Below are 23,398 nucleotides of genomic sequence, written 5' to 3'. Positions count from 1 at the left end.
CGTCTGGAGTCATGTACGTGAAGACGACCAAGCGGGACAACAAGTCCGGCACGGTCAGGTATCTGCATCTGGCCCACAACGTGTGGGATCCGGTGAAGGGGCGGGCGACTCCGAAGGTGCTGTTTACCTTCGGCCGTGAGGACGAACTTGACCGTGACGCGGTGAAACGGCTGGTCGGGTCGTTGTCGCGGCTGCTCGAGCCGGGCGAGGGCCTGGCCGCCACAGCGGAGGGTGCGGGGTTGGAGTTCGTGTCCTCCAGGGCGTTCGGCGGGGCGTATGTGCTCGATCATCTATGGCGGCGGCTGGGCATAGATACCATCGTGTCCCGGCTCGGGCAGCCGCGCCGCGGCCGGCCCCGGGACGTGAGCGCGACCGAGAGGGTTTTGTTCGGGCTGGTCGCCAACCGGGCGCTGGCGCCGTCGTCGAAACTGGCTGCCGCGGACTGGATCAACCACGACGTGCACATCGACAGACTGGCACAGACCAGCGACGATGCCTGTTATCGGGCGATGGACTGGCTGCACTCGGTGCGCGAGGAGTTGGAGAAGCAGGTGTTCGACCGGGTCGCGACCCTGCTCAACCTGGAGGTAGACCTGCTGTTTTTCGATACCACCTCAACATATTTCGAGCTCGCCGACGCCGACGACCCGATCGCCCGTGATGAGCGCGGCACCCCGATCCCCGGCAGCGAGACCACCGATGCGGCCGAGGGCGGGTTCCGTACCTACGGCAAGAGCAAGGACTCCCGTGACGACCTGCCGCAGATCGTGATCGGCATGGCCGTGACCCGTGACGGGATCCCGGTGCGCGCCTGGTGCTGGCCGGGCAACGCGTCGGATCAGGCGCTGATCCGGCAGGTCAAAGACGACATGCGGGACTGGACACTGGCCAAGATCGTGTGGGTCACCGACCGCGGCTTCTCCTCCGCGGAAAACCGCCGCTACCTGCGCTCGGGCGATCACCACTACATCATCGGCGAGAAGATGCGGTCGGGCTCCGAAGAAGTCAAGGCAGCGATGTCGCGCCAAGGCCGCTACCTCGAGATCGCCGAGAACATGCGCGTCAAGGAAGTCCGCATCAGCGAGTCGGAACGGTTCGTGATCTGCCACAACCCCGAGGCCGCCGACCGTGACAAGCACATGCGTGAACAGCTCGTCGCCCAGCTGGGCGAGCTGATCGACGGCTCGGACACCCTGTCGGACTTCAAACGCGGCGAGTTGCGCGGCAAGATCTCAGCCAAGCCCGGACTGACCCGCTTCCTGCGCGTCACCCCGAGCGGGAAGCTGCGCATCGACGCCGCGAAGGTCAAGGCCGAAGCCAACTTCGACGGCAAGTACCTGCTGCGCTGCAGCGACCCGAAACTGTCTGCCGAAGACATCGCCCTGGGATACAAGCAGCTCCTCGAAGTCGAACGCGGCTGGCGCGACATGAAACAGGTCCTCGACCTGCGACCGGTCTACCACCGCCTCGAGGAACGCATCCGCGCCCACGTCATCCTCTGCTGGCTCGCGCTGCTGCTCATCCGCATCACCGAAACCACCACCGGCACAACCTGGTTCAATGCCCGCCGCGAACTCGACCGCCTCCACGTCGGCACCTTCACCGGCCCCACCGGCACCTTCCGCCGAACCACCGAACCCACCAAGCCCCAACGCGACCTACTCGCCAAGCTCGACATCCCTGCACCCAAGCAGATCATCGAACTCACCCCAACCCCCTGACCAGCACCGACACCCACGCCTAGAGACACGGTCTCCCGGCGCACTCACCCATGTCCACGCAGTTCAGGACCCAAATCGCGGCTCCAGGCGACCAGAATTACGCGGAATGCGGGCCAGGGGCTTGCGCCACGGCGACAGCGCTGCCGACAGCGCCCGATCCAACCCGACCGTGACCGCGGTCCGCAGCAACGCCACCGCCCCGGCCTGCGACACCACACCCGAACCATCCCCGCCAACTTTCAGCGACGGGTACCACGACATAGACTGCTTCACCGAGAAGGTGCTCCTGCAACTGCGAACTTCGGTCCTAGACAAATCGAATTATCGCAGTTCAGAGCACCTTTTCGCTAATTCCGGCACGCAGTGCCGGAATTAGCGTGAATGGCCGAGGCTAGCGGCCTTCTCCGCGGACGCACAGAGCCGGGACCGGCGGAACATCTGATCCGTATCGCAGTAGGCATGGGCGGACAGATCGATACTGCCGTGCTTGCCCCTCGGAGCTTCGGGCAGCCGGGCGACGACGACAGCACCGAACTCCCGCACACCGTATTCTGTGATGGCAAACCCACTACTGCGCGGAGCCGTCTCACCCGGAAGCTGCTCCAGCAGGTACACCCGCTTGCCGTTACAGGCTCCGAGCATCCGGATCCACGACCTCGGGTTGTCACACTCGCCGGGGTCCCACCCCTGCACCGTGATCCGGATATCGGGCACGGCCACCACATCGAGCACGTCCTCGAAGCATCCACCCAACTGAGCCCGCACCGCCTTGCGCGCTTCTCGCTTCGCTCGTGCCAGGTCGCAATTCTGCCGAATACGGTTGGTCACGGTGAACGGCGCGGGAGGACCTTGCGCACCCGCATCCTCCCAGAGGACAAGGAACTCGAGACCTGTGAAATGCCAACTCCGTGTCACCACGAGCGGGCACCTGCCGCCAGCGGACTCGGCCGCAGCCTCGCGCCTCCTGCCAGCATGCTTCCCGGTTCCCACACCGTGGCCTCCTCGTCAACAGAATCGCCCGCTCGCTCCGCCCTGGACCAGACCCCTGTCGGCCTCATTGCCTCTGCGCCGAGATGTCGCAATATCACCCCGGCAGTCCATGCCGTTTCTGGTCATAGCACGTAACTGACTGTGTCCCAACACTTCAGTCGGTTTCGGCAGCGGGCGCAACAGTGCCGGACGCGGAACCACGATTTCTAACACTTCCTTAATACTGCAACTGCACTCATGTGGTTCGGTGCTGGTAGACCTGTCGGGTGGTGTTGGATCGTGCTGTGGCCGAGCTGGATTCGTTGATGGCGAGGATCGGGGAGCGGTTTACCCGCACTGAACCGCGGGGACGTGCTGGTGAGTATGTGTCAGGGCTGGTCGCCGGTTTGGAACGCAAGAATGGGTGGACCCTGGCCGAACGTGCTGGTGAGGGCACCCCGGATGGGATGCAGCGGTTGCTGCGGGCCGCGGACTGGGACGTCGACGGGGTCCGTGACGATGTGCGTGATTACGTCATCGAACACCTCGGTGACCCTGCGGCGGTGCTGGCCGGTGACGAAACCGGGTTCCTGAAGAAAGGCACCAAATCCGCTGGTGTGCAACGCCAATACTCCGGTACCGCCGGGCGAACCGAGAACTGCCAGATCGGAGTTTTCCTGGCCTACGCGTCCAAGCACGGGCACGCCCTGATCGACCGGGAGCTCTATGTTCCGCAATCGTGGACCGTCGATCGCGCGCGTTGCCGCGACGCCGGGATCGGCGACGAGGTCGAGTTCGCGACCAAGCCGCAGCAGATGATCGCCATGCTCGAACGCGCCCTGGCCGCGAAGGTGCCCTTCGCATGGTTCACCGCCGATGAAGCCTACGGTCAGGCTGGTTACCTGCGCGACTGGTGCGAGGACCACGACGTGTTCTACGTGCTGGCCACCCGCTGCGACCAGCAGGTGAGCACCCGCGCCGACCGCATCGCCCGCGCCGATGATCTGGTAGCGCAGTTCGGGGACCGCACCTGGCAGCGACTCTCGGTCGGTGCCGGTGCGCACGGTCCCCGCGAATACGACTGGGCGCGCCGCCAGATCGAGGGCACCTGGAACAGCGGTCGCGGACACTGGCTGCTGGCCCGGCGGGCGTTGACACCCAACAGCAAGGGGACCTTCGAGATCGCCTACTACCTCTGCTACGGTCCAGCGACCACGCGGCTGGTCGACCTGGCCTGGACTGCCGGGTCGCGCTGGCATGTGGAAGAGGCATTCCAGCAAGCCAAGGGCGAAGCGGGCCTCGATCACTACCAGGTCCGAAAATGGCGTGCCTGGTATGCGCATATCACTTTGTCGATGCTCGCCCTGGCCTGGCTCGCGGCCACCAAAACCATTGCTGCAAAGGGGGACTCACCGACAGCGAAGACGGCATGATCGCTTTCACGTTACCCGAGATCCGCCGCTTACTCGTCGCGTTCGTCCTCACTCGCCTCAATCCCGCCGACCACGTCTGGGCTTGGTCACGCTGGCGACGACGCCGACAACATCAAGCCAGGCTCTCGCACTACCGACGCCGCGGCCACCCACTCACCTGAGTGGTTGGGTCGAGAGCTGGCGCGGTGACCCGGGCTGATGGAAGGTGAGGGAGCCGCTGTGACCGGGCGGTTTCCCGCTCGGTTGTTCTTCTCCGTCACCGTGACCATCCCTGGTTTCCGTTTCCAGCTCCCGCCCGTCAAACCGTGCAAGCGGTTCTCCCGCACACGGCTTACCGACGTTCTTCACCGGCGGCATTCAACCCTTCCAAGCCCGAAAGGGCCTGGGCAGCACGACAATTCCATCGAGGCTGATCAATCCCAGGTGATCCGGCGAGGCCAGCACCCGGGCCATGCCCCAGCCCCACGCCCGACGCCGGTTGCCTCGTTTGGACAACAACAGCGCCAGCCGGGACAGGGCATAGTTTCTGACCTGACCGAACACCAGGGCGGAGTTTCCGTATCGGAAGTATCCGGCCCACCCGCGGAGGAACAGATTCAGTTCCGCCACGAGTTGTTCGGTCGGTAGCAGCATCCGGGACCGGGCCGTGATCGACCGGATCCGGTCCCGGGCATGCTGCACCGCCCTGCGTGAGGGCCAGCGAGCCAGGAACACCAGGTGCGCCGATCGCGGAGTCCGCCCACGCACCAACCGATTGTGGAAGCCCAGGAAATCCACTCCCTCGCCTCCCTCGGCCAGCTCCACGATGCGGGTCTTGGACTCCTTGCACTCGAGTCCGAGCCCGGCGAGCAAAACCCTCAGCCGCTCCAGCGCGGCCTGGGCCTGTCCCCGTGACCGGCACATCACCACCAGGTCATCGCAGTAGCGCACCAACACTCCGTGCGCATCCGTGTCCCATGCCCGGTCGAGTCGGTGCAGATATATGTTGCACAACAACGGTGACAGCGGACCGCCCTGCGCGGCTCCGGTCACCTCGCGACGCACTACTCCATCGGCCATCACTCCCGCTCGCAGCATCGCGCGCAGCAGCTTCAACACACCCTGGTCACTGACTCGTTCCTCGATCGTCTGCATCAACTTCTCATGCGGAATCGCTGAAAAGCAGTTGGCGATATCGGTTTCGACCACCCACCGGTTGCCCCGCCAGGACTTGTCGATGAGTACCTGCAGCGCGTCGTGTGTCGACCGTTTCGGGCGGAACCCGAAACTGCACGGCAGGAACTGTGCTTCGAAGATCGGCTCGAGCACGATCTTCACAGCCGCAGCCACCACACGATCACGCACCACAGGAATCGACAGCGGCCGTTTCTCACTCGACCCCGGTTTGGGGATGAGCACCCGCCGCGCGGGCCGCGACCGCCACCGATCGTTCTTCAAGTCCTCAGCCAGCTCGTCGAGGAACTTCTCGACACCGTATTCCTCGACCTCGGCCAGGGTGGTCTCGTCGATACCCGGCGCGCCGTTGTTGCGGCGCACCCTCACCCACGCACGCCACAGGACGTCTCTGCGATAGACCTTGTCCCGCAACGCATGAAACCGTCGTCCCGGATCGGCCTTGGCCGACCGGTAAAGCGTGTGCTGCAAGGCTCGAACCGGGTCCAACGACCCCACAGCGACGGAACTAGCCTGACCGGCACTCACCGGGCCCATCCTTTCCAGACACAACGCACGAACGAAGCAGCGGCCCTTCCCTCACCGGCGGTTATGTTGTCCGCTCGGCTCGATCAGTACTACGACCGCCTCCGACTCCCTCCCGGCACCCGATCCACTTCCCGGCTCCACACCGGTTATAGGACAAGCCTTTCCACGCAAAATTTCGCAGTGCGTTTCGGCCGGGGAGGGCCTCCCCAGTTCCCGCCGCCACCTTCTGAACGTTCCGCGCCCTCTACGCCGGGGAGTCCTTCACGGCTGCACATCCAGGCTCTTCACCGCTTCCATGGCCTTCACCGTGAACAGCCCGGCTCGGCTCTCCCTCAATGTCTAACGACGCGGCAGGCTTCGCTCCCGCTACGGACCGCTCAGTCGCTTCCCCCAACGGGGCTTTCGACGCTGGGCTTCGACCCGACCCGTTTCCAGACCGAACCGCCAGCCAGCTACCCGGACCGGACTCACACCGGCAGGCGACGACGAGCTTCCGACACAGGTCATGACCGCAAAACGATCACCTCCTGATCTCTGGGCGCACCAGTTGCAGTATTAAGGCACTCACGCAATCCGCGCCCACTAGCAATTCGCAACTCCACCACGAGCTTTCGGCGTCGCACGCACTGCTCCGGGCGAAGGCGACACCTCAGCCTGGGCGCCGCGGCGCGCGCCTTCTCGTACTCGGTGACGTTGGCGAAATCGCCCGCCGCTGGCCCGTTCCTCGCCACCCCGCCGGGTCAGGCGTTCGTGCTGGCGATGTCGACCGAGACTGTTGCCGAGGCAACCGCTGTCGTGGCGGCGACCCGCGCCGAGCTGACCGTGTACAGCGCGGAGATGACCGCGACCGGAGCAAAAGTACCGATCACGAACGCACCGACCGGTGTCGGCCCGATGCAGATGGTGTCGCGGCTGAGACAGATCATCCCGATGCCGGCGAACGCGGCGACCACCGGCGCGAAGACCGTTGCCGACGTGATGAAGCCACCGAAGACGCTGGAACGGCTCGAGGAAGAACGGGCGGGCATGGGCTACGGCAGGTCGGTGCCGCTCGTACCGGCGACTGACATGGCCATCCGGCAGCCCTCGGCGGCCCGTGCATTCGATGGAGCGACTCCACGGGCCGCCTGCGTCCAGCAATTGCTGTACCACCGTTGATCCTCGGGGCCGGCATACGGCAGCGGCCAGACCTTGTCGTTCGCGGCAGGGACTCAGTCGCGCCAGCTGCGATAGAGATCAGCGGCGGCGGGATGCAGCGGAACGTCCCTGGTCCCGACCAGCCAGCGCCGGTCCAGGAACTGAAATCCCTTGGCATGCTCGGGCACCAAACTGTCGGGGTACCGTAGCAGCAGTTCTGTGATCGCGACTACCGCGGAATGCGCGATGGTCGGCGCGACGAGTAGCAGGTTCGGTATTCCGACGGTACTGACCGCCGGACCCCCTGGGTACGCATTCTGGTGGATCACCACGCGGTCGTAGTGGTACCCGAATTGCTCACGCATCATCTGGGGGAACTCCCCCAGGTCGATCAACCGTATCCGCCGGGGGATGTCCAGACCGGGTGTCGGCACGCCACCGCCCCAGAGGATCGCGTCCGCCTCACCGCTGTGGAGGGCTTCCACCGCCCCGGCAAGCTGCCGAGGACCAGCCACCACGTCGACCGTTGGGTCCAGGCCGGCCGCCCGCAGTACGCGTTCTGCGGTCATCGCAGCACCCGAGCCGACGACGCCGAGGTCGACTCGCTTCCCACGTAGATCACCCACCTGCTGAATCGCGCTGTCGGCGAGCACGGCCATCTGCAGGTACACCTCGTACAGGCGTCCGATCGCAAGTGGACGAGTCTGGGACTCATACACCGAATCAGCGAGGGCCAGTGCGGCATCGATCTCGCCGCGGGCCAGCAGGTCGAGGTTCATCTGTGACCCGGCGGTGACGACAGGGTCGACGTGCACCGTGCCGGACTCGGCCGCCACGGCAGCGAAGAGTTGGGCGATTTCGTGAAACAAGCCGTTGACCCGCCCGGAACCGAGCCGGATCGTGACGGGGTTGCGGCCGACACCACAGCTGGAGACAGTCGCCACGGCCGCCACGACGACGAACAGATCACGGCGATTGATCATCGTCGCACCACCACCGACGATGGTCTGCCACCGTCCGGCCATACGCCAGAAACGCTGCAACACATCCGCGCTCCTGACCGTCTTGCCGTCACCGGGGCCTGTCGCGTGGCGACCTGGTGCCGCGAACATCGCCCTCCCATTTCGGATGGTATTTCAACCGCCCGAGGAATGTCAGCAGGTGCCTGGCCCTGGCCCCGCCAAGCTCGGAGTCGTGACAAATTTTCAGCGACCATCGATCAGCTGGGTTCGAAGACGATCCGCGCCGCCACGCGACCGATCATGACGCTCTCACCGGCAGCTGAACTGTTATGCGCAGCCCCTGCGGAACCGCCGGGCCGACCGTGAGCTCGCCCCGATATCGCTGTGCCAGCGCCGCCGCAATGGGCAGGCCGAGTCCCGACCCACCGGGTATGGCCGACGAACCACGGAAGAATCGCGTAGTCAGCTTGTCGAGTTCGGGCTCCGCGACACCCACCCCGTCATCGACCACCGACACGGTCACCCACCGCTTCCCGCCACGCACGCGAACCTCCGTCCGCGCGCCCGCGCCCGCATAGCGACACGAATTGCTCAGCAGCACGTCAAGGATCTGCATGAGCGCATCCTCTGGCGCTGCCACCTCGACCTCGCCGTCCGGGACAGCGGCCGCGACGTCCATGCCGGCCCGCTCGAAAGCCACCCCCCACGCCTCCACCCGGTCCGCGACAACTCGCACCGCATCGCAGCAGCTCGGCCAATCGGAATCAGGCTGTGTGGGGTGGAACCCCACGGGTGTCTCGGCCACCGCCAAACGCAGCAGACCATCGAGCACCGCCGCGAGTCGGTCGACCTGTGAGCCGGCGCGCTGAAACGCATGCGCGGCCTGATCCGGTATCACGGGCTTCAGCGATTCCAACCGAATGGCGAGCGCAGCCAAGGGGTTCCGGATGGCGTGCGCGGTATCCGCGACCAACTGGCGCTGGGCTTCCACCGCATCGGCCACCGCCAGCGCCATCGCATCGAACGATCGGGCCAGCGCGCGCACCTCCGGCGGTCCGTCGTACTGCCGCATGATCGACGTGGGCGGGGTGTCCGCGACCGGCCTCGGCAACGTATCCGTCAATGTCGCCACCGATTGCGACAACCGTGCTAGGGGACGCAGCACCCATCGGCTCAGTGCCAGCGCCAGTCCCGTGAACAGCGCCAGCGCCGTCCAGATGCCCACCGCGATCAGTGCCCAGCGGTCAGCGATATCCCGCTGGGCCCGTACCGTCGACGTCTCGATGAGCACCGCACCGTCGACCTTCATTCCGGATCCGATGGGACGGGCAATCATCATCGAGTCCGGGTCCCAGGTCCCCAGACGATGCGGGAACCGCGTCGAATGCCGATTACTGCGGGCCGCTGCCACGGCATCGACAACTGCCGGATCGTCGATGTCCACCCCGATGTTCGCGAACTCGGCACCGCTGGCATCCACCACGAGCACGGCGTCCTCATACAGGTCGTGATGGCGCTCCATCGCCGCGACCAGCGGCTGACGGTCACCGGTCGCCATCGCCTGCTCGGCGAGTTCGCCGAACCACTCGGCGTCCACGTACCGACCGAGCCACAGCTGCTGTGTCCGAGTGGTGGACGCCATGGCCCCCAACGGAACCGAAAGTCCGGACACTGCCAGCGCAGCGAAAGCCAATAGCGTCACCAGCAGCCGTCGTCGCAAAGTCTCAACCTGTACTCATTGGCCCCAGCGATAGCCGAATCCACGGATAGTCGTGATCAATCCCGGTCTGCCGAGCTTGGCACGCAACGTCGAAATATGCACATCCAGAGAGCGGGACACCGCCATGAACGCATCCCCCCAGATCCGGTCCATCAGTAGTTCGCGGCTCACCGCGGAGCCCGGCCGCTCCGCCAGTGCCTCTACCAATTCGAACTCTTTCTGCGTGAGAGTCACCGGCTCACCGCCGACCTCGACCTGCCGCATCTCGAGATCGATCCGAACATCCCCGGTGATAATCACGGTGGCCTCCGGGCCGGCCGCAGCGACAGCGGCGCGCCGGGTCACCGTCTCCAGCCGGGCAACCAGTTCCGCAATACGCGGTGGTTTGACGAGGTAGTCGTCGGCACCACCTCGTAAGCCACGGACCACGGTACGTTCGTCGTCGCGCGCGGTGAGGATCACCACAGGCACCGAACTGACCTCACGAAGCTGCCTCAGCACTTGCAGCCCATCGCCGTCCGGCAACCCTAGATCGAGGATCACCGCATCGCAGCGGCGGTGCCCGATGAGCAGATCCGCTCCCCGGCGCATACGTTCTGCCAAGAACCCCTGGTCAGTGAGGACCTCCACCAGCGCATCGCCCACTTCGTCGTCGTCTTCGACTATCGCCAGCCGCACGCTCCGATCCTTCCCGGATGACGAATCCGTGTGGGCAGGGTCCGGCGGACCGGTTTCGTGGTGCTCACTCACCGTGGGTACACCGCCCAGCAGCCGACGATCGGTCTCGACCCGGCTCGAGACGAATGTCCGTCGGCCGGATCGACCAGGGCACCGTCACCGCGATCCCCGGATCGAGAGCCGCATACCCACTGAGCCACAACCGATACCGTGCCCTAGGTACGTTACGAGCCACACGGTTCACGGCTCCGACCGGCAATGTTGCACACACCACTCCTACATATTCCGCGACTACACCTAGACGCAATGAAAACGGGGAAACTTTACAGTGCTTTGAGATATCCAGCCTCGTCGGCATCGGACCGCTTTCCAGCCACAACGCCCACGACGGCTAGGCACATCAGCGTCGACGGCGGTCAAGCAGGTCCGGAGCCCTCACATCGACACGAAGACTTCGACGAAGTGAGCGGCCGATCGGAGATGTACCGCGCGGCAACCACCATGATCCAGCGGGTTTCCGGCGCTGGGTATACGCATCGTGGGAGAAGCCGAAGAGTAAAGAACCTCAGCACGGTGCCGCCGACTGCGCGAGCACCCGGGTCGGCCCGTTCAGTCGGCGACCTTGATCACCAGTTTGCCGAGGTTGCGGCCGACGAGCAGACCTTGGAACGCCTCGACGGCGTTGTCGAGCCCCTCGACGATGTCCTCGAGGTACTTCATCCTCCCGTCGGCCAGCCAGCCCGCGGTGTCGGCCAGGAAGGCCGGGTACTGTTCGGCGGCGAACTCGGTCTGGATGAACCCGCGCACGGTGAGGCTGCGGAACAACACCGTCGCCATGAGCTTGCCCAACCTGTCGGGGCCGGGCGGCAATTCGGTGGCGTTGTAGCGGGAGACCAAGCCGCACACAGGAATTCGGGCGTATTGATTCAGCCGCGGAAGCACCGCATCGAAGACCGCGCCGCCGACGTTCTCGAAGTACACATCGATGCCGTCGGGCGTGGCGGCGGCCAGCTGCTCGGCGAAGTCGGGAGAGCGATGGTCGATCGCGGCATCGAAGCCGAAATAGTCACGCAGCAGCGCGACCTTTTCCGGACCGCCCGCGATGCCGACCGCCCGCGCGCCCCGCAGCTTGGCGAGCTGACCGACCGTCGCCCCGACCGGTCCGGTCGCGGCCGCGACGACCACGGTCTCGCCCGGCTGCGGCCGCCCGATGGTGAGCAATCCGGAGTATGCGGTGAACCCGGGCATGCCGAGCACGCCAAGTGCGGTGCTCAGCGGCGCGGCCGCGGGATCGAGGCGGTGCAGGATGCGCACCGGCTCCACCGAATGGGTTTGCCAGCCACCGTATCCGAGCACGAAATCGCCGGATTGCAGGGTGTCTTCGGTGGTTTCGAGCACTCGGGAGATGGTCGCGCCGACCATGGGCTGCCCGATCTCCACCGGCGGCGCATAGGACGGGGCGTCGCTCATGCGCCCGCGCATGTAGGGGTCCAGCGACAGATACAGCGTCTGCAGCAGGGCCTCGCCGGGCGCCGGGGCGGGCAGGTCGACGGTTTCGGTCCGGAAGTTCTCCGATGTCGGCATGCCGGTCGGTCGTGAAGCCAGCACAATTCGGGTGCTCTGCATTGGGTTCAGCCTTTCGCTCGGCGGTCGGACAGGTGCATGTGGCAGTGTGTCATGGCGTGCACGGCCGCGGAACCGGAGCGGGCCCGCGTGAAGTCCGCGTTGCTGCCCATAGCGACGGTCACGCTGCTCGGGTTCGGATAGGTCCCGTCGAACTCCGTGCCCGGCCGGACGAGAGATTCGCACATTCCGCTGCTGTGCATGGCGGAATGTGCACCGTTCACGGTGTCGGCACGATACGCAGCAACGCGGTGTCGTGGCCACCGACGGTCCGAACCAATTGTCCGGCGAGCGGTTCGGTCGCGCCCGTCCAGAGGTCGATGACCGTGTACCGGCCCGCAGGCAGTCCGAGCTGGGCGAGCGAAAGCGCCCACCGTCGGTCCCGGTTGCCCTCATTGCGGCAGGCAACGACGAGCGCGCCGTCGGAGGAAGGCCGGCGCCAGACACCGGGCTCACTGCGCAACGGGATAGCCGGTCCTCCAGCTATGTCCTGGTCGACGGCCAGCACGGCGGGGTTGATCAGCATCGCCCGCACCCACGGTGGCATTCTTTGCACATCGTTGCCCGCGATGAGCGGCGCCGACATCATCGCCCACATCCCGACCTGAGTGCGCGCCTCGGCCTGCGACAAACCCGGCGTCAGCGAGCCCAGCGCGCCGGGTATCCCGACCACGAGCATGTCCGGGTCGTTGAAGTACCGGCCCTCTGTGCGGGAGGTCAGCGGCGCGGTGATAGTGACAGCCTGCGTCACGCCTATGTTGGGTGCCAGGCTGCCGGCAGGATCGAGGGCCCATGCCGAGTCCACGTCCTGCGTGGTGCGGGCCATCGTGGCGATGCCTGCCCAGTCGAATCGCCTGCCCGGCGGATCGCCCGCGACACCGCTGTTGGGGTTGATGCTGTAGACGATGGGCTGACCCGTGGCGCGCAGCGCGTCGCGCATCGCGGTGAAGGCGCGGATCTGGTGGCGCAGGTCGGGATCTTCAGAGCACCAGTCGTATTTCAAGTAGTCGACGCCCCAGGCGGCAAAGGTGGCGGCATCGGTGCGCTCATGACCCGCGCTGCCGGTCGCGCCGGGATAGTTTCCGCTCAGTTGGGCGCAGGTCCGGTCGGCGGGAGAGGCGTAGATTCCGAATTTCAGGCCATGGGCGTGCATGTAGTCGGCGAGGGCCGCCATCCCGGCCGGGAACCGGGCCGGATCGGCCCGCAGTCGGCCGTCGACGTCGCGCTGCGGTGCGAACCAGCAGTCGTCGACCACCACGTAGCTGTAACCAGCGGCGCGCATCCCGGAGCTCACCATGGCGTCCGCCTGCGCGCGCACGTCGTCCTGTGTGACCAGGCAACCGAAGGTATTCCAACTGTTCCAGCCCAGCGGCGGGTGGGCCGCGACGCCCGCAACGGCGGGACCCGAGCCGCCGAGCGGGCGCATGGGCGAGTCGGGGGCTGGGATGTCCGCGGCGGACAACACCTCGAGCAGCACGAGTGCCACCAACGCGATCAAGCCCTTGGCGATACGGCACATAGGCCCCACTAGTACCAGCACGGGCCGGATTTACCACCATGGAGTACATCAGGGAGCTGTTGCCGTGGTAGCGGCGACGTCGGTAGTGCGGTCGGGTAGCGCCCGGCGAGGCAATAGAAAACGAGCGCCGTCTGTGGGTAAAATGCGTGGCCGTTCGCATTGCGAGGGTGGCGGACCGTCATTAAGTTCATTCCGTGGGATCGGCTTTTCCTCGCTTACTGTCACCGCTCGAACTGGGGAAAGTCACGCTGCGCAACCGCGTGGTGATCGGGTCGATGCACACCGGCCTGGAGGAGCGGGAGTGGCATATCGACCGGCTGGCAGCGTATTTCGCCGAACGGGCCCGTGGCGGCGTCGGGCTGATCGTCACCGGCGGGTACGCGCCCAATCGTGAAGGCTGGCTCTCGGCGTTGGGCGCCGCGATGCTCACCGAGGCCGACGCGGAGCGACACCGTCTCATCACCACGGCGGTACACGAGGCGGGGGCCAAGATCGCGATGCAAATCCTGCACGGTGGCCGCTTTCACACATTCCCAATAATGTGTCGGCCTCGGCCCTGGCGTCGCCACTCAGCCCGTTCGAGCCTCGGGCGTTGACCGAGCAGGAAATCGAATCGACGATCGCCGACTACGCGCGCTGCGCGCAGCTGGCGGAACAGGCCGGATACGACGGTATCGAGGTGATGGGCGGCGAGGGCTGGCTGATCTGCCAGTTCCTCGCGCCATGCACCAACCTCCGAACCGACCGATGGGTGGATCGGCGTCCAACCGACGGCGGTTCGCGGTCGACATCGTTCGGCGGATCCGGGCGGCGGTCAGCGATGACTTCTTCATCGTGTTCCGGATGTCCATGGCCGAATTCGTCGAAAACGGACAGACCTTCGAGGAAATCGTCGAGCTGGCGAAGGATTTGGAAGCCGCCGGAGTGGACGTCATCAACACCTTGATCGGCTGGCACGAGGCGCGGGTGCCGATCAGCGCGACCTCGGTGCCGCGGGCCGCGTTCGTCGGATACACCGCGAAACTCAAGGCACACGTGCGCATCCCGGTGTGTGCGTCGTATCGAATCAACATGCCCGAGGTCGCCGAGGAGATCCTGGCCCGCGGCGACGCGGACCTCGTCTCGCTGGCCCGGCCGTTGCTGGCCGACCCGGAGTGGGTGAACAAGGCCGCCGAATCCCGGGTCGACGAGATCAACACCTGCATTGCCTGCAACCAGGCCTGTCTCAACCATTCTTTCCTCGACCAAACCGTATCCTGCCTGGTGAATCCGCGGGCCTGCCACGAAACGCTGCTGCAGCTACTGCCCACCCGGCACGCCAAACGCGTCGCTGTCGTGGGCGCAGGCCCGGCCGGCCTGTCGGCCGCAATCGGACTGGCCGAGCGCGGCCACCACGTCGAGCTCTTCGAAGCCGACGACACGATCGGCGGCCAGTTCGACCTGGCCCGCCGCATCCCCGGCAAAGAGGAGTTCGCCGAGTCGATCCGGTACTTCCATCGAAAGCTCGAACTCACCGGTGTCACAGTGCATGTGAACACTCTCGTCACCGCCGAGCAGCTCGCCGCGGGCAACTGGGGCGAAGTCGTGCTGGCCACCGGGGTGCGCCCCCGCATTCCCGACATCCCGGGAATCGACCATCCGATGGTGCTGTCCTACCCGGAACTGATCCGGAACGAGAAACCCGTCGGCGAGCGCGTCGCCGTGATCGGCGCGGGCGGGATCGGTATCGAGCCGCTGGCGCTCGCTCGCCGGTGGGTCCGCGGGCCGGTATCGGGACGCCGGTTTCCGCACACGGGGCCGGCGCTGACTCGGCGGTTCAGCCCGGTTCTCATCGCCGTGCATCACGACGACCCGCTCCGGCCGGCAGGGTCGCTCGAGTTCGCACGGCGGTTCAGGCTGGAAGTCGATGAACCGCCACCAGCCCTCCTTCATTGTCCCGGGCAGCCCGCTGGTTAACAGACCTGCGGAAAAAGTCTACGGCCGAAGGTGTCTCGGCAACGAACTTTCGTGAGAGGGACCATTGCACGGGCTTTCAGTGGTCGTGCCGTGTACGGAGAGTGCCTAGGATGTGTGGGCGAGTCTCAGCCACGCGCGAGTTCCTCGCGCCACGCAGGGCTGTCGAAGTAGTGGTTGTCATACAACTCGGAACTGTCGCGGATCTCCTGGATGGTCGCCTCACCGCGGTACACGCGCTCCAGTAGCCGGTAGTAGTCGAAGCGGTGCAGGCCGGGAGTGAAAACGACGAGCAGTTCGGCTTCCGTGTCGGGTGCCGGGGCGAACGCATGCGGCACAGCGGGCGGCACGGTCAGGAAGTCGCCCCGGTCGAGGCGGACGACATCGTCGCCGAGCAGGAACCGCATAGAACCCTCGAGTACCAGGAACATCTCGGTGGTCTTGGTGTGAAAGTGCGCAGGCGCCCCGGGCGAGCCCTTCGCCAGCGTCGCCTTGTTGGCGGTGAGCGCACCGCCGGTGTCACCGGCGTCGGCGAGCAGCGTGATGAGGCTGAGCGCGCCGTCCTGGACCGTTGCGGCGGTCTCGGAACGAACGAGAACAGGGGCGGCGTGCCGCGCGGAACTGGTCATCGAGAACTCCCTGAAGGCTCCTGAGCGGCGATTCGCGCCGCCCTTCCATGTGTCGATAACTCGACGGCGCAGGCACACCGAGTGTGACATCGACAGCCGGTCACCGGAGAAACGCCGGTTCCGCGGCGACCCGCGGTCGAATCGGCCCAGCGGACCGTGGCCTCGGTGACCACGCGGTTGGGGTCATGAATTGAATCTGGGAGGCGGCTGGCGACCCAGGTGCGATCGGCTGGTCCTGGGCCGTGCGGCAGCACAGCTCGCTGCGCCCGAATCCGTGCTAGGACTTCGGATGTCACAGACGCGCGATCTGCTTCGTCTCCTCCATGACAGCGGGTTACCGCAAGAGCCGAGGTAAGGAGCGCGGAAGTGTCTGATACGAAGGAAATCACAACGAGCGGGGCGTCGACAGCACAGGGCGAGCTGCAGGCGCGCGTTGACGCTGCTGCTGCCGGCGCAAAGAACGCCGACACCCATCCGCCGAAATGGAAGTTCTGGCTGCTGACTATGGCCGGTCTCTACCCGATGCTCACCGTCTTGGTGACGATCACTGCCCCACTGCTCGAACCTCTCCCGACACCCCTGCGGCTGGCCTGCATCATACCGGTCGCGGTGGCGGCCATGGTGTGGGTGATCATGCCCTTCCTGACCCGATGCCTCGCCGAGTGGCTCAACACAGACGAGCGGTAACGTCTGGAATACATCACGGCTGTCAGACAATCCCCGAAACCCATCACCCCGCAGCGAACCCAGCAGGTCGAGGACGGGCTGGCGGTCTGCGCCGCGTTCGACACGACCAACCGGCTCGCCGACACCTTCGGCTTCGAACTGCACAGCCCCGAGGACTTCGAGGCGGGAGCCAAGTATTTGCTCGAACGGGGCTACCGATAGGACTGCAACTCGATTGGCGGCGGCGGTCGCGGCTCTGCCTAACGAACTATGAGTGGCCGCAACGCCCGACAATGCCGCTAGCGGTCTTGACCATGCGCTTGCTGATCACCTGGTTCACCGTGCTTTCTCGTAGGCTGAATCTCGCACGTGATGGACAGGAGACCGGGGTGGCCGAGACGACGGTGGCCGAGGTGATGGCCGAGCTGGCCGCGCTCGAGGACCCGAAGACACGCGAAGTGAACGCAAAACACGGAGACGATCACGGTGTGAACCTCAGCAAGCTGCGCGCGTTCGCGAAGCAGCTGAAAACACAGCAGGAACTCGCGCATCAGTTCTGGGAGACGGATCACACTGCGGCGCGACTGCCGCGACCCCGGTCGATCGCGGCCGGTGAGGTCCTTCGTCGGCCAGCACCCGACGCGGCCGTGGCAACGGCCGTCCCCCGACCACGGCACTGATCCAAGCGTCGAGACGCCGAGGGTCCGGATGGAATGTCGCCTCCATGGGTTAAAGCCACAGCTCGGGAGGATCGTCGATGTCGAGCCCAGCCCGCCGGGCGATGATTACCATCTTCTTGTCCCATTCGCGGTGCATGCGTAACGCCTGACGCAGTTCGCCGAGTTGTTCAGCCATCAGCTGGGTCTGCGCGATTGCGGTGTCGCTCAGCGTCTTTGCAGCGTCAGCCTTTGTCTTCGTCATACTGGCGTCGAGATTCTTGCGGCTGAACCACGCCGTCGCGATGGAAGAGACGACCGAGGAGCTGGCGATCAATACGAACGCCGCGAAGATCGGCGACTGCGAGATGCCGTCCATGCTGCCTCCTCTTGCATCGACGCGCGTAAATGCTTGACGTCATTCCATACCTGCTGACGCTTCCAGAGAAATGCGACGCCGAGTCCGATGACCAATGGGCCGCCGAGCACCGTAGCGGGCGACAGAGAGTGGCGCTGGATCTGCAGCAGCAGCACCTGCGCACCGTATGCGACCAGCGACCAGCCTGTGGCCATCAAGCCGATCTGCTCGACGAGATAGCCCCACACCCAGCGTGAGAGGACCCCACCGAGCGTGAAGGCGCAACCGGCCGTCATCAACACCAGCCATACCAATCGGAACCCCGGGGGCAGTGTCGCGGCGGTCGACCCCGGCGCTGCCCCGTCGAAGAACTGAAGGACCGCAGACGCCCCGAACACTACGCATAACACCACCTCGAAGGGGTCATAGTGCACCACTCCCAAGCGTTGCATGATCACTGTCCCTTCGCGACCGGCGTCACCTTGCCACGTGCCGCCTCGACAGCCGGGAGCCCCAGCAGGGCTGCGACGGCAGCGAGGATGTACCACGACAGGTCGTCCGAGACCACGCCCTTGGCGACGAGGCAGACCACCAGTACCACCAGCAGCGGGTAGGCCGGGGTGCGCACCGGCCGACTTCCAGGATAGCGAGCAGCTCGTCCATCGTTATCCCCTCGTCGGCCCTGCGGATCGCGCAGGGGCGTACCGGCGCCGTCGACGGAGACCATCGCCAATGTCGGACGTGACGTTCAATAGACGCGACCTTTTCGAATTGTTGGTATGCGCCGGTATCCCAAGAGATTTCGTAACACACCGGTCGGCGGCCCGTTCTCGTTCCAGTGGTCTCTGATCGCGCCGCGCACCCAGTTGGGATCCTGACAGTCGAGCCGGTCGACCGCACCAGCTTGGAAATTCGGCACCAGACCGTCGGGGAGATCGGTGTATTCGATGACCGGATCCCCCAAAGCGACTGCCTCCCAGCCGGCGTCGTCCACTTCATCGCCCGCGGCTCGGCACCGAAACTTACGTCGGGCCGGAAATCGCTGAAATAGCCGACCACACCGGCGTATCCGATGCCCTTGATCGCCGACGGGTCGATGAGCCCGGCTGAAAAGTCGATGAGCTCAGCCATGCGTACTTCACCCCTCCGAGATATTCGCGGACATAGCCGACGATGAGAAGGTCCGCGTCCGAGCTGCTTTCATCTCAGCCGACGAGGCGCGGCTGCCCGCAGGGCGAAGTGGCGGTCTCCGATACCTACGGTCGCCTCGTGAGAGACAGCACCACGAGGCAGGCGCAGCCGCCTACTTCTGGGAACGAATCAGCGCGCAGATCAGCGGAGCACTAGCACAACCCGATTCGCGAGGGCGGCCCGGCTGGAGGCGTCGATACTGTCAGCCGGCATCTGCCGCGCACCCCCCTTCGTGTGGTTGCTCATCGACGCATGAATTGCGCCACAACCATTAGAAACCCGCCACACCTGGTTCGTCAATCAGTTGCGCAAGTATTCGATTCGCGATACTGCCGACAAGTGGAGCGGAATGACCGACCATCGCGCCCGAAGGCCACGCCGACGCAGCGCTCGAGGGTCTTCGCCCCGGCAGGCACCCAGCCACCCCGTGCGGCGCATGTTGATCGCTCCCGAACTCGATGAGGCCACACCTGGTCACCGAAAAGGCCGACGCCGCATCGCTATCGCTCGCCGAACTGAACAAGATTGCAGCTCTGCCTGATCGGCGACTCCGCCTATGGAATCCGACCGGCTCATCGCCCTGGGCACCGAAGCACCCCGTCACGAGAGCTCGAGTCGGTGACTGCAGGGTTCACAGTGAGCCGAGGAGGACCGCGGCTGATATGACGGTGAACCCCGAGCGGCCACCTCGGCGATGCGCCGGGATGAGGTATCCACAGCTGAGGCAATGCTCCTCGACCCCGGCTGTTCACCACCTCGGAGCCCCGGCAATCCCGACGGGGTCGCCGGGGCTCTCCACTCGAGCTCTTCCGTTTCCTGCTAGGCGCCAGGAATGGAGGCGCCGGCAACGCTATTGAATCGTTCGATGCCCAAGGAAGTTTCGACGCCGCCTGTGGGCAGGCTATGAGCCTTTGTTGCGCCGTGCGATCGCTGGCGGCGGCACACCAGGAGCGAAGAGTTATCGACGGTGGTCGCGGCCGCGCGAGCGCAGCCCACGGGCCGGGCGTGCGGGCGTTGAGTGGTTATGAGGTAAACCCCCCGCCGGTAACGTAACCCATGGGGCCCATGCAGTAAGCGGAGACCGGCCCAGGGGCGAAGAACGTCCCGCTCACTATTCCGGTTCCTCCCGGAGCATTCATGCCGAAGCCCCAGCCCGGACCGAGGACCAAACAGTTGTAGCCCGCCAGGCCGGCGGTATCGCTGAGCGTTCCGTCGACAGGCGCCCCGAGCGACCCGGGAGTCACAACCGGTACGGCTGATGCTTGACCGGCCCCCATCACGAGGAGCGCCGCGGCGGCCAGGGCCGAGCCAAGTGCTGCTTTGACCATTGTCTTACCCTTCTTTCACGATTCTCGCGTCTTGCGTCCAACGAGCCCAGAAAACGTCGCAAGTGTCTGACCAGTGCACAGCGCCGCGCGCTGCGCCGCGGTGGCAATCTCTTCGCACCAACCAATCACGCTCACCACCAGTGCAACTGCCGACCATCACGTCGTAACAGTTACCGCACAGCATACATACACCACCGAGCTACCCACGGATTTCCGCGGTCCGGAATTCGATCTCGCGTCGGTGAATCGTCGCATCGAGTTCGCCTGCGTCGGCTGGCTTCCCGCACCGGACCACGCGTGGGTGGTCACGCTCAGCAACCGCGGGCGCACCGCCCGCCGCCTGGTCAGAACCGGCGTGCTCCGGCATACGGCATCGATGAGATCGGCGCCAATTTCACACCCGTCCCATAGGTCGCGGCGTGGATGACGTTGCCATCTCCCGCATAGAGGGCGGAGTGGCTGCCGCCGTAGAAGGACACGACATCGCCCGGTCGCAGATCGTCCTGCGATGTAGGGCTGCCCGCAGCGAGCTGCTCATAGCTGGTGCGCGGCAGTTCCTGGCCGGCCTGCCGGTAGGACCACTGCACCAGTCCGGAGCAATCGAAGGCAGAGGGTCCCGCCGCGCCGCCCACGTAGGGCGCGCCCAGTTTGGTCAGCGCGGCGTCGACGGCGCGCTCACCCAGGGACTTCTCCGGCTCCGGGGCCGGGGGTGGCGTGAATCCTGGAAGACCCGGAAAAACCAGAAAACCGGGTAAGGGAATTTCCTCGGCGCTCTCCGAGCTGCCCGTACCCAATAGCGGCTGGGCGACTGCCGGTGCGGCAGCTTCGATCACTCCGACGGCAGCAAGGGCGACCGCCCCCGTGGCGAGGGCGAGTGTGCGGCATGAACTGCGTTTCGAGCGTTGATCAGGTCGAACATCGGCGCTGAACGCCATGATGCGGTCCTCCGATCTACGTCGGCAGGCCCGGTGAGACGCATCCGGTATCGCAGGACTTCACCAAGCCTCGAATGAATTCGAAACACCACGGTGTTGTCAATCCAGCAGATCCGAGGAGTCATATTTCAGCACAATCTCTATTATGCAAAGCCCGACACACCCCATATTTGATAACAACACGATAACTAAGAATATCTCCATGGTCACGCGCATATTCAGAAAGGAAAACGCGGCCACGGCAGACCGGCAGGCCGGGCTTGATGATGCGGTAGGCGGGCATGGAGAAGCGGCCGGCATCGCAACCGGCCGCTCTTTCGACAGGTCAGGCTTTGGCTCGAGCCGACGGGCGAGCCAGGTCGGCCTGCACCGCGACCTTGGGGTCACGGTTGTCCTGTTTGGCGCGCACGCCCGCTTCGACACGGTCGCCCAGATTCTTGTCGACGTTGCGCCAGTAATCGAAAGCCCTGGTCAGCACCGATGCACTGACTCCGCCGAGCAGGTGCCCGACGATATTGTCGACCAGCCGCCTGCGCGCCGCCTCGTCGAGGACCTCGCGGACCATGGTGCCCGGCTGACCCCAGTCGTCATCGTCCTTGCGCACGGTGTAGGCCGCACGCACCATCTCCCCATCGGTGTACCAGCCCGCCGACGGGCCGGAGACCGCGGAATCGGCGTGCGGGCCACCCTTCGAGTTCGGCACGTACACCGGGTCGCCCGGGTTGTGGTGGCGCATCGCGCCATCCTTGGTGTACGACCGCACGGTAGTCGCGTGCGCCGAATTGACCGGCAGTTCTTTGTAATTGGCGCCGATTCGGTATCGATGGGCGTCGGGGTAGGAGAACCAGCGGCCCAGCAGCATCTTGTCCGGGCTCGGGCCGGTGCCGGGCACCGAGCTGCTCGGCTCGAACGCCGCCTGCTCGATCTCGGTGTGATAGTCCGCCGGGTTGCGGTTCAACGTCATCCTGCCGACTTCGACCAGCGGATAGTCGCCGTGCGGCCACACCTTGGTGAGGTCGAACGGGTTGAATCGGTACGTCTTAGCCTCGTCGAACGGCATGATCTGCATCTTCAGCGTCCAACTCGGATAGTTGCCGCCCTCGATCGTCTCCCAGAGGTCACGCATGTGGCAGTCGGTGTCCATCGCCGCCATCCGGTCACCTTCGTCCTGGGTGAAGAACTCGACGCCCTGATCGGTCTTGAAGTGGTACTTGACCCAGAACCGCTTCCCAGAGGCGTTGACCCACATGTAGGTATGACTGGAGTAGCCGTTCATGTGTCGCCAGGTGCGGGGAATGCCGCGGTCACCCATCAACCAGGTCACCTGGTGGGCGGATTCCGGTGACAGCGTCCAGAAGTCCCACTGCATGTCGTGGTCGCGCAGATTGTTGTCCGCACGACGCTTCTGGGAGCGGATGAAGTCCTGGAACTTCATCGGGTCGCGGACGAAGAAGATCGGCGTATTGTTGCCGACCATGTCGAAGTTGCCCTGCTCGGTGTAGAACTTCAGCGCGAACCCGCGCGGGTCGCGCCAGGTGTCGGGACTTCCACGCTCCCCGGCGACCGTGGAGAAGCGGGCCAGCATCTCCGTCCTCTTGCCCGGCTGGAACAGGTCGGCCTTGGTGTAGGCGCGCACGTCATTGGTGACCTCGAACGTGCCGAAAGCTCCGCCACCCTTGGCGTGCGGCTGACGTTCTGGCACCCGTTCCCGGTTGAACGCAGCCATCTTCTCGATCAGATAGGCGTCGTTGAGCAGGATCGGGCCGTCGGGCCCCACCGTCAACGAGTGCTCGTCGCTGGGGACCGGGATACCGGCGTCATCGGTGGTGTAGTTCGGAACAGACATCTCTCTCCTCTCCTACGAGCCGCGGGCGGGAGCCCCACGACAAACCGTCAGGACGTACGACACCGGGGACCGGCGTCGCCCTGCACGCGAGCTCGACGAGGTCGGGAACGCATCGCGAGTGGTCACAAGGGGCTCCGCGGACGAAGATGTGCCGGAATCGAAGCGAGGCGCATCGCGCACCTCCGACCGCGCGGCCCGCACACCGACATCTTCCGGCCCAGCTCCCCCAGAGCCGGCCTGCCGCCTGTCGAGGTACGTCCACGGTCACTGAATGCCGATACCCTTCTGTCGATCAACTTTCCCGGTGCCCGTCACAAATCTACCGCTAAGCCAGACATTCGACGGCAAAATTTTCAGAAGCAAGGGCATCAAC

20 protein-coding genes and 2 pseudogenes are annotated in these 23,398 nt (G+C 65.3%); 6 read left to right on the top strand and 16 right to left on the bottom strand.

Going from position 1 to position 23,398, the window contains the following annotated elements:
- The first annotated feature begins 11 nt into the window (after positions 1-11).
- Positions 12-1,721 (top strand): IS1634 family transposase, encoded by a 1,710-nt coding sequence (locus OHB12_RS02385; RefSeq protein ID WP_327115706.1) that lies wholly within the window; start codon positions 12-14, stop codon positions 1,719-1,721.
- 63 nt (positions 1,722-1,784) lie between these two features.
- On the opposite strand, the gene OHB12_RS02380 is transcribed toward OHB12_RS02385, so the two are convergent.
- Both OHB12_RS02380 and OHB12_RS02375 read right to left on the bottom strand, forming a co-directional pair.
- Complete coding sequence (locus OHB12_RS02380; protein WP_327115704.1) at positions 1,785-1,982, bottom strand: hypothetical protein; 198 nt, start codon at positions 1,980-1,982, stop codon at positions 1,785-1,787.
- 111 nt (positions 1,983-2,093) lie between these two features.
- The gene (locus OHB12_RS02375) at positions 2,094-2,639 is read right to left on the bottom strand and encodes an ESX secretion-associated protein EspG (RefSeq protein ID WP_327115702.1); all 546 of its coding nucleotides are present in this window, start codon (positions 2,637-2,639) and stop codon (positions 2,094-2,096) included.
- Positions 2,640-2,977: 338 nt separating this feature from the next.
- On the opposite strand from OHB12_RS02375, the gene OHB12_RS02370 reads away from it, so the two are divergent.
- Complete coding sequence (locus OHB12_RS02370; protein ID WP_327115700.1) at positions 2,978-4,123, top strand: IS701 family transposase; 1,146 nt, start codon at positions 2,978-2,980, stop codon at positions 4,121-4,123.
- A 357-nt stretch (positions 4,124-4,480) separates the two neighbouring features.
- On the opposite strand, the gene ltrA is transcribed toward OHB12_RS02370, so the two are convergent.
- Positions 4,481-5,824: a group II intron reverse transcriptase/maturase gene (ltrA, locus tag OHB12_RS02365; protein ID WP_327115698.1), complete on the bottom strand. Its 1,344-nt coding sequence runs from the start codon at positions 5,822-5,824 to the stop codon at positions 4,481-4,483.
- Between the two features lie 687 nt (positions 5,825-6,511).
- Here ltrA and OHB12_RS02360 point away from each other — a divergent pair.
- Positions 6,512-6,982 carry a hypothetical protein gene (locus OHB12_RS02360; protein WP_327115696.1) on the top strand — a complete coding sequence of 157 codons (471 nt, stop codon included), beginning with the start codon at positions 6,512-6,514 and terminating at the stop codon, positions 6,980-6,982.
- Positions 6,983-7,035: 53 nt separating this feature from the next.
- Here the strand turns inward: OHB12_RS02360 and OHB12_RS02355 are convergent, their stop codons facing one another.
- From OHB12_RS02355 to OHB12_RS02330, 6 genes are all read right to left on the bottom strand, one after another.
- Complete coding sequence (locus OHB12_RS02355) at positions 7,036-8,073, bottom strand: TAXI family TRAP transporter solute-binding subunit (RefSeq protein WP_327115695.1); 1,038 nt, start codon at positions 8,071-8,073, stop codon at positions 7,036-7,038.
- A 148-nt stretch (positions 8,074-8,221) separates the two neighbouring features.
- The gene (locus OHB12_RS02350; protein WP_327115693.1) at positions 8,222-9,643 is read right to left on the bottom strand and encodes a sensor histidine kinase; all 1,422 of its coding nucleotides are present in this window, start codon (positions 9,641-9,643) and stop codon (positions 8,222-8,224) included.
- Between the two features lie 15 nt (positions 9,644-9,658).
- Positions 9,659-10,321 (bottom strand): response regulator transcription factor, encoded by a 663-nt coding sequence (locus tag OHB12_RS02345; RefSeq protein ID WP_327115691.1) that lies wholly within the window; start codon positions 10,319-10,321, stop codon positions 9,659-9,661.
- A gap of 609 nt (positions 10,322-10,930) precedes the next feature.
- Entirely contained in the window at positions 10,931-11,947 is a 1,017-nt protein-coding gene (locus tag OHB12_RS02340; protein ID WP_327115689.1) for an NADP-dependent oxidoreductase, read from the bottom strand.
- Between the two features lie 5 nt (positions 11,948-11,952).
- Positions 11,953-12,132, bottom strand: coding sequence for a hypothetical protein (locus OHB12_RS02335; protein WP_327115687.1), 180 nt, complete (start codon positions 12,130-12,132; stop codon positions 11,953-11,955).
- Between the two features lie 32 nt (positions 12,133-12,164).
- On the bottom strand, positions 12,165-13,463 hold the full coding sequence (locus OHB12_RS02330) for a glycoside hydrolase family 27 protein (protein ID WP_327115685.1): 1,299 nt from the start codon (positions 13,461-13,463) through the stop codon (positions 12,165-12,167).
- A gap of 194 nt (positions 13,464-13,657) precedes the next feature.
- Here OHB12_RS02330 and OHB12_RS02325 point away from each other — a divergent pair.
- Positions 13,658-15,194, top strand: a pseudogene (locus tag OHB12_RS02325) (FAD-dependent oxidoreductase); the annotation flags it as partial.
- 350 nt (positions 15,195-15,544) lie between these two features.
- On the opposite strand, the gene OHB12_RS02320 reads toward OHB12_RS02325, so the two are convergent.
- On the bottom strand, positions 15,545-16,045 hold the full coding sequence (locus OHB12_RS02320) for a cupin domain-containing protein (protein WP_327115683.1): 501 nt from the start codon (positions 16,043-16,045) through the stop codon (positions 15,545-15,547).
- A 366-nt stretch (positions 16,046-16,411) separates the two neighbouring features.
- Here OHB12_RS02320 and OHB12_RS02315 point away from each other — a divergent pair, with 366 nt between their 5' ends.
- Positions 16,412-16,732 carry a hypothetical protein gene (locus OHB12_RS02315; RefSeq protein ID WP_327115681.1) on the top strand — a complete coding sequence of 107 codons (321 nt, stop codon included), beginning with the start codon at positions 16,412-16,414 and terminating at the stop codon, positions 16,730-16,732.
- Between the two features lie 395 nt (positions 16,733-17,127).
- Positions 17,128-17,298: pseudogene (locus OHB12_RS02310) on the top strand (DNA alkylation repair protein); the annotation flags it as partial.
- 142 nt (positions 17,299-17,440) lie between these two features.
- Here OHB12_RS02310 and OHB12_RS02305 read toward each other — a convergent pair.
- The 6 genes from OHB12_RS02305 to OHB12_RS02280 form a co-directional block, all read right to left on the bottom strand.
- A complete protein-coding gene (locus OHB12_RS02305) occupies positions 17,441-17,746 on the bottom strand; it encodes a hypothetical protein (RefSeq protein WP_327115679.1) in 306 nt (101 codons plus the stop codon).
- Entirely contained in the window at positions 17,701-18,177 is a 477-nt protein-coding gene (locus tag OHB12_RS02300) for a hypothetical protein (RefSeq protein ID WP_327115677.1), read from the bottom strand. Before OHB12_RS02300 ends, OHB12_RS02305 begins: the two co-directional genes overlap by 46 nt.
- 2 nt (positions 18,178-18,179) lie before the next feature.
- A complete protein-coding gene (locus OHB12_RS02295; RefSeq protein ID WP_327115675.1) occupies positions 18,180-18,452 on the bottom strand; it encodes a hypothetical protein in 273 nt (90 codons plus the stop codon).
- A 21-nt stretch (positions 18,453-18,473) separates the two neighbouring features.
- On the bottom strand, positions 18,474-18,719 hold the full coding sequence (locus OHB12_RS02290; protein ID WP_327115674.1) for a hypothetical protein: 246 nt from the start codon (positions 18,717-18,719) through the stop codon (positions 18,474-18,476).
- Between the two features lie 1,869 nt (positions 18,720-20,588).
- Entirely contained in the window at positions 20,589-21,179 is a 591-nt protein-coding gene (locus OHB12_RS02285) for a C40 family peptidase (RefSeq protein ID WP_327115673.1), read from the bottom strand.
- Positions 21,180-21,504: 325 nt separating this feature from the next.
- Positions 21,505-23,025 (bottom strand): catalase, encoded by a 1,521-nt coding sequence (locus tag OHB12_RS02280; RefSeq protein WP_327115672.1) that lies wholly within the window; start codon positions 23,023-23,025, stop codon positions 21,505-21,507.
- Positions 23,026-23,398 lie beyond the last annotated feature (373 nt).

This window comes from Nocardia sp. NBC_01730, from assembly GCF_035920445.1.
GTDB lineage: Bacteria > Actinomycetota > Actinomycetes > Mycobacteriales > Mycobacteriaceae > Nocardia.
Note: the sequence above shows the minus strand (reverse complement) of the source record. Positions and strands in the feature narration are given on the sequence as shown.